General features: G+C 72.9%; 4 protein-coding genes. 3 read left to right on the top strand and 1 reads right to left on the bottom strand.

The window, feature by feature from the left end; all coding sequences use genetic code 11:
• Positions 1–451 (bottom strand): PAS domain-containing protein (locus MNZ39_RS22770; RefSeq protein ID WP_242341390.1); only part of this gene is annotated, 451 nt, incomplete at its 3' end.
• Positions 452–861: 410 nt separating this feature from the next.
• On the opposite strand from MNZ39_RS22770, the gene lon reads away from it, so the two are divergent.
• The 3 genes from lon to MNZ39_RS22755 all read left to right on the top strand — a co-directional run.
• Positions 862–3,351 carry an endopeptidase La gene (gene lon, locus MNZ39_RS22765; RefSeq protein WP_242341389.1) on the top strand — a complete coding sequence of 830 codons (2,490 nt, stop codon included), beginning with the start codon at positions 862–864 and terminating at the stop codon, positions 3,349–3,351.
• Between the two features lie 177 nt (positions 3,352–3,528).
• Positions 3,529–4,587 carry an NAD(P)-dependent oxidoreductase gene (locus MNZ39_RS22760; protein ID WP_242341388.1) on the top strand — a complete coding sequence of 353 codons (1,059 nt, stop codon included), beginning with the start codon at positions 3,529–3,531 and terminating at the stop codon, positions 4,585–4,587.
• 153 nt (positions 4,588–4,740) lie between these two features.
• The coding region (locus MNZ39_RS22755; protein WP_242341387.1) for a serine/threonine-protein kinase at positions 4,741–5,998 on the top strand (1,258 nt) is incomplete at its 3' end.

The raw sequence follows: 5,998 nt of genomic DNA, 5'->3' as shown, positions 1-5,998 counted from the left end.
GGGCCGCGCGCGGCGGCTCCGCGCGCAGGACGACGACGTCCACCATGGGTCGATCCGAGACTCGGACGAGCGCGGCGGTCGCCCGCAGGCCGGTGCGCAGGGAGACCGCCCCGGAGGTGGCGTCCGCGCGTCGCAGCCCGTGCCGCAGGACCGCGAGCGCCTCGGCCATGGCGGCGAGGTCCTTGCCTTCGAGCGGCGCCGCGTCGGAGCCCGCGAGCCGCCGCGCCTCTGCGTTGGCGCGGACGATGCGCCCGTCCCCTCCGATCACGAGGACGCCGTCGCCGAGCCGCTCGAGCGCGCCCGCGACGAGCCGCTCCGCCGCCTCCGGCAGCCCCGCGCGGCGCCTGGCGCGGAGCGCGCGCAGCACCGCCAGGGCGGCGACCGCGAGGGTGGCGCCGGCCAGGAGCACGAGCGCATGCGTACCGGGCAACACGGCGCCCAAGGTGTCCACCCGCTTGCCCTCGCGGAAGCAGGCCTTATGCAGAGGGCATGATCCGCAAGCACGTATGGTCCCCGGCGGAGGGTCCCGGAGCCGCACCCCAGCAGATCTCCCGCCGCGCGGGATACGTCTCCGGGAGCGGCGACGACGACCGGAACGCCGGGTCCAGGCTGTGGGCGCCTTCGAGCGGTCCCACCCGTACCGACCCGGGAGGAGCCGGTGGCGAACCCGACGGCCACACGGTGCCGCGCCCCGGCCGCACCGCCCTCAACGAGGACTGACGCCTCGGGAGAGGTGGCCGCAGGGTGGGCTCTCGCCCGCCATGCCGTACCCGTAACGCCCGACAGGTCAAACGCTTTTCATTGATATCCGCTGCTCGCGCGGGTATCCCATCCCATCCGAAGCTCGGCAAGGAGACGGCGATGTCTGAGAAGGAAAAGAAGGCCGCAGCCGGCGCGCAGGTCGCTCCGGCGATGGTGCCTCCCGGGCTCATCGCCAAGGAGGACATCCCGCAGGTCCTCCCCATCCTGCCACTCCGGAACTCGGTGTTCTTCCCCGGAGGCGTGCTCCCGCTCGCGGTGGGGCGGCAGAAGACCATCGCCCTCATCAAGGACGCGGTCCGCGACGAGCAGGTGATCGGCGTCGTGACGCAGCGGCGCGCCGAGGAGGAGGATCCAGGCGCGGCCGATCTGTACACCGTCGGGACGGTCGCACGCGTCGTGAAGCTGCTCAAGATGGGCGAGGACAACTACTCGCTCGTCGTGCAGGGGCTCGCGCGCTTCAAGGTCCTCGAGCTCGTCCAGGAGAGCCCGTACCTCAAGGCGCGGGTCGATCCCGTCGAGGACAAGGCCGTCACCGACGACGTCGAGGTCGAGGCGCTCGCCATCAACCTGAAGAAGCTGGCGCGCGAGGTCATCGAGCTCATGCCCGAGCTCCCCGCGGCGGCGACCGAGCTCGTGGAGTCGATCACGCACCCGGGCCACCTCGCGGATCTCATCGCCGCGAACGTGGACGTCCCCATCGAGGAGAAGCAGCAGGTCCTCGAGACGACCGACCTCAAGTCCCGGATGAAGCTCGTCCTCGAGCTCCTCAACCGGAAGCGCGAGATCCTCAAGCTCTCGAACAAGATCGACTCCGCCGTGAAGGGCGAGATGTCGAAGACGCAGCGCGAGTACTACCTGCGCCAGCAGCTCAAGGCGATCAAGGAGGAGCTCGGCGAGCTCGGCGAGGAGGAGGAGGAGCTCGACGAGCTGCAGGAGCGGCTCAAGAAGGCGGGCCTGCCGCCCGAGGTGGAGAAGGTCGCGCAGAAGGAGCTCAACCGGCTCAAGTCGATCCCCACGGCGAGCTCGGAGTACACCGTCGCGCGCACCTACCTCGACTGGATCGCGGACCTCCCCTGGTCGAAGAAGAGCGACGACAACCTGGACATCGAGAACGCGCGTCAGATCCTCGACGCCGACCACTACGGCCTCGACAAGATCAAGAAGCGCATCCTCGAGTACCTCGCGGTCCGCAAGCTGAAGAACGACATGCGCGGGCCCATCCTGTGCTTCGTCGGGCCGCCCGGCGTCGGCAAGACCTCGCTCGGCCAGTCCATCGCGCGCTGCATCGGCCGCAAGTTCGTGCGCCTCTCCCTGGGCGGCGTGCGCGACGAGGCGGAGATCCGCGGGCACCGCCGCACGTACGTGGGCGCCCTCCCCGGCCGGATCATCCAGTCGATGAAGAAGGCGGGGACGGTGAACCCCGTCATGATGCTCGACGAGATCGACAAGCTGGGCGCGGACTTCCGCGGCGATCCGTCGGCGGCGCTGCTCGAGGTGCTCGATCCGGAGCAGAACCACGCGTTCTCGGACCACTACCTCGACCTCGCCTACGACCTCTCGAAGGTGATGTTCATCGGGACGGCGAACCTGCTCGATCCGATCCCCGGTCCGCTCAAGGACCGCATGGAGATCCTCGAGCTGCCCGGCTACACGTTCGAGGAGAAGGTCCACATCGCGCAGAACCACCTCATCCCGAAGCAGCTCAGGGAGCACGGGCTCTCGGCCGACGCGATCGACATCACCGAGAAGGCGCTCATCAAGATCATCATGGCGTACACGCGGGAGGCGGGCGTCCGTAACCTCGAGCGCCGCATCGCCGACGTGTGCCGCGCGGTCGCCGTGGAGGTCGCGAGCGGGAAGCTCCAGGCCGGCGCGAAGCGCTCCATCGAGGAGGCCGACGTCGAGTCGATGCTGGGGCCCGAGAAGTTCTACAACGAGACCGCCGAGCGCACGGAGATCGCGGGCGTCGCGACCGGCCTCGCCTGGACGGCCGCGGGCGGCGACATCCTCTTCATCGAGGCGACGAAGATGACCGGAAAGGGGTCGCTCACCCTCACCGGCCAGCTCGGCGACGTCATGAAGGAGTCCGCCCAGGCCGCGCTCTCGTACCTGCGCTCGAAGTCCGACTCGCTCGGCATCCCGGCGAACTTCCTCGAGCGGACGGACATCCACATCCACTTCCCGGCGGGCTCGATCCCCAAGGACGGCCCGAGCGCGGGCGTCACCATCCTCACCGCGCTCGTCTCGCTCCTCACCGGGATCCGCGTCCGCTCCGACGTCGCGATGACCGGCGAGGTGACGCTCCGCGGCCTCGTCCTGCCGGTCGGGGGCATCAAGGAGAAGGTCCTCGCCGCGCACCGCGCGGGCATCAAGCGGATCATCATCCCCGCCCGCAACGAGCGCGATCTGGTGGACGTCCCGGAGCAGGCCCGCAAGGAGCTCGACTTCGTCTTCGCGGCGCACATGGACGAGGTGCTGAAGGCGGCGCTCGAGGAGAACCCGGTCGGGCGGCAGGCGCCGCCGACCCCGGACGCGGAGGCTGAGAAGAAGGCCGCCGCCGCGAAGAAGTCCGAGGAAGTCCGGGCCTGAGCTTCGGACCGTGATCCGCGAGCCGCCTGGGCCCGCGGATCACGGTCGGCCCGGCCGGCTCCAACGGGGCCGCCGCCTCCCTCTGCGCGCAGTATCGGCGTCCTCGCGCGCCGGTGCGCCCCGGCAGGCTCGCTCCGCCCGCCTGCCCGTGGCCCGTCCCGCTGCTACACTCGCGGAGTGAACCGGCTCGCGATCCTCACCGGCTCGGCCGGCGCCATCCCGGACGCCGTCGCGGCGGCGCTCGGGCGCGCCGGCTTCTCGGTCCGTCAGGCGCCCATCGGCGCGGACGGCCGCCCGCGGCTCGAGGTGGACGCGCGCGGGGTGGACACGGTCGTCCACCTCGGCGTCCGTACGCCGCGCGAGCTCGACGAGCGGGCCCGCTCCGAGGCGGAGGCCGCCGCCGCCGCCGCCGCAGCAGCGCTCGCGCGCGAGGCCGGCGCGCGGCGGCTCGTGCACGTCTCGACCGCGGCGGTCTACGGAAGGCCACGGAACCTCCCCTGCCGCGAGGGCGAGCTGAAGGAGCCGCGGACCGCGCTCGAGCGGATCCGCTGGCGCGCCGAGCAGGCGAGCTGGGCGGAGTTCCGGCGCGGCGCCCCGCTCACCGTGCTGCGCCCCACGATCCTCTATGGCCCCACACTGACCGGCGGCCCGGTTCGAGCGCTCACGTTCTTCGCCCTGCTCGACCCGGGCAACCGCCGGATCCCGATCATCCGCCGCGGCCCGGTCGCGCACCTCGTCCACCTGGACGATCTCGCCCGCGCGGTCGTCCACGTGGTGCAGCACCCGCACGACGAGGAGGTGGTGGGGCGCGCGTTCAACGTGGGGGACGAGGCGCCGCTGCCGCTCGCGGAGCACCTCTCCGCCGCCCTCGCCGCGCTCGGCTACGAGCCGGGGCGCCTCCTCCCGGCGCTCCCACGCCTCACCGCGGCCCTGCTCTGGCTCGTGCGACACGTCCCGGACCGGGTCCTGCTCGGGCCGGTGAACCGCCGGCTCGAGCGCGCGTGGCGGCTCCTCGCGGGCCGGAACGGCGCGACGGCCGCGCTCGCGCCGCGCGTCGAGCGCGAGGCGCTCCACTGGATGACCGCGGACCACTACTACGACACGACCCGCCTCGCGGCCCTCGGCTTCAGGCCGCTCCATCCCATCTCCACGGAGGCGATCCCCGCGACGATCCAGGCGCTCGCGGCGCGGCGATTCCTGCCGGGATCGAGCGTGGGCGCCCTCCCCGCCGGGTAGCCTCGGCTGCGGCGAGCAGGCGTGCGCCGTCCCCGTCGCTGCAAGATGGCCGAGTCGGGGCAGCCGTGTCATAGTGCAGCGTCCGATCCGGTCACCGCTGTCGCGATCCGGAGCGAGCCGCGGCGGGGGTGCGCCGCGGGTGCCGGGTGAGTCGTGCAGCACGAGGATACCCACGCGAGCGCGAGGCTCGAGGGCGAGGGGGCGGTGATCCGCAGGCTCGGACGATACGAGCTGCTCGAGCAGGTCGGCAGCGGGGGCATGGCCGTCGTGTACCGCGGCCGCGACACCGCCCTCGACCGCGAGGTGGCGGTGAAGCTCCTTCACCCGCACCTCGCCTCCGCGCCGGACTCGCGCGCTCGCTTCTCCCGCGAGGCCCGCGCCGTCGCGCGCCTCTCCCACCCCGGCATCGTCGAGATCTACGACTACGCGGGCGACGGGGCGGCCGACAGCTACCTCGTGACCGAGTTCGTCCGCGGCAGGACCCTCCGCGCGTTCGCGCACGAGGTCGGGTTCGGCTTCCCCGAGATCGGCGCGCTCGTCGGGCGCGCGCTCGTGGACGCGCTCGTCCACGCGCACTCCGCCGGCGTCATCCACCGGGACCTGAAGCCCGAGAACGTCCTCGTGCAGGAGGGCGAGCGACCGGCGGTGAAGCTCGCCGACTTCGGCATCGCGCGCATCCTCGCGTCCGACGAGCGGATGACCATGACGGGCGCGCTCGTGGGCTCGCCGCACCACATGGCGCCCGAGATCGTGGAGGGGCGCGAGGCGGACGCGCGCAGCGATCTCTTCTCCATCGGAACCATCCTCTACTGGCTCGCGACCGGGAAGTTCCCGTTCGCCGCGCCGAACCCCACCGCGATCCTCCGCCGCGTCCTGGAGGCCGACTTCGAGGAGCCGCGCGCGGTGGACGCGCGCGTGCCGGACGCCCTCGCCGACCTCGTCGTCCGCTGCCTCTCCCTCGACCCGGAGCGGCGGCCGTCGAGCGCCGCCGAGGTCCGCGAGGTGCTCGATCGGCTCCTCGCCGAGAGCGGGCTCGAGCGCGCCCCGGACGAGCTCGTGGCGTTCCTGCGGGACCCGGCCGGCTTCAAGGCGGCCTTCCCGGCGCGGGCCGTGGTCGCGCTCTCCGCCCGCGGCGACGCCGCCCTGGCCGAGGGCGCGTCCGCGCGCGCTCTCTCGTTCTACTCGCGCGTCCTCGCCATCGATCCCGAGAACCCGGACGTCCCGGCCAAGCTCGCGCGACTCTCGCGGCGGCGGCGCCTCAGGAGGATCGCCCTCGGCTCCGGGGCGGCGCTCGTCGTCGCGGCGGCGGCCGCCGCGGTGATCGCCGTCGCCCCGCGCCGGGCCATCGCGCCCCCCGCGGACGCGGCGGCCGTGCCTCACGACGCCGTGCCTCACGACGCCGCGCCGCCCG

This window comes from Anaeromyxobacter sp. SG66 (genome assembly GCF_022690805.1).
Lineage (GTDB): Bacteria > Myxococcota > Myxococcia > Myxococcales > Anaeromyxobacteraceae > Anaeromyxobacter > Anaeromyxobacter soli.
Note: the sequence above shows the minus strand (reverse complement) of the source record. Positions and strands in the feature narration are given on the sequence as shown.

Bases quoted from the DNA above. Each gene is read 5' to 3' on its own strand.
- lon (WP_242341389.1), top strand. From the start codon at position 862: ATGTCTGAGAAGGAAAAGAAGGCCGCAGCCGGCGCGCAGGTCGCTCCG.